1 protein-coding gene is annotated in these 603 nt (G+C 54.9%); it reads right to left on the bottom strand.

The window, feature by feature from the left end; translation table 11 throughout:
* Nucleotides 1-254: 254 nt before the first annotated feature.
* Nucleotides 255-603, bottom strand: a 349-nt coding sequence (locus PORUE0001_RS04960; protein ID WP_007365372.1) for a transposase, incomplete at its 5' end; no start/stop codon positions are given.

Here is a 603-nt window from a genome sequence, read left to right as displayed (position 1 = left end):
GAGCGCTTTCTAAGTTCAATGCAAGTAAAAGCGAAGTTTTTTTTCTCGTTTCGCAAGCTCGGTCGACTTCTCTTCGGGAACCCGCTCGTCGGGGTGGGGGCTCCACCCCTTGCCGCGGGGCGCTCCCGGAGCGGAGATTTTCCTTTCTGAACTTGCCTCGGAGGACTCTCTTCTCTTCGTAACCGCTCGTCGGGGTGGGGGCTCCCACCCCTTGCCGCGGGGCGCTCCCGGAGCGGAGATTTTCCTTCCTTGGACTAGGCTCGTAGAGCTCTCTTCGCTTCGTGGTCTAGCTCGAAGTCGCAGTCGTGCGCAACCAGCGAGAAGAGGATGTGGAGGAGCTTATTGTTGACGTTGTTGAGGATGACCCCGTAGGGCTTGCCTTGAGCTTTCATGCGTTGGTAATACTGTTTAAATGTTGGGTTATGAGTTATGGCACTTCGGGCTGCTTGGGTCAAGATTCCTTTTAGCCGTCGGTTACTGTAGCCTCCTGTGTTGGATTTGTGAAAGACTGAGCTCCCAGAGCTCTCGTAGAAGGGCGCTATACCGCAGTAGCTAGCCATCTTCTTGGCACTCCAGCCCTTGAAGTTGTCGGTAAAAACGATC

Origin of the sequence: Porphyromonas uenonis 60-3, assembly GCF_000174775.1 — a bacterium.
GTDB lineage: Bacteria > Bacteroidota > Bacteroidia > Bacteroidales > Porphyromonadaceae > Porphyromonas > Porphyromonas uenonis_A.
The sequence above is the reverse complement of the archived record's forward strand: the minus strand, read 5'-3'. Positions and strand labels throughout refer to the sequence as shown.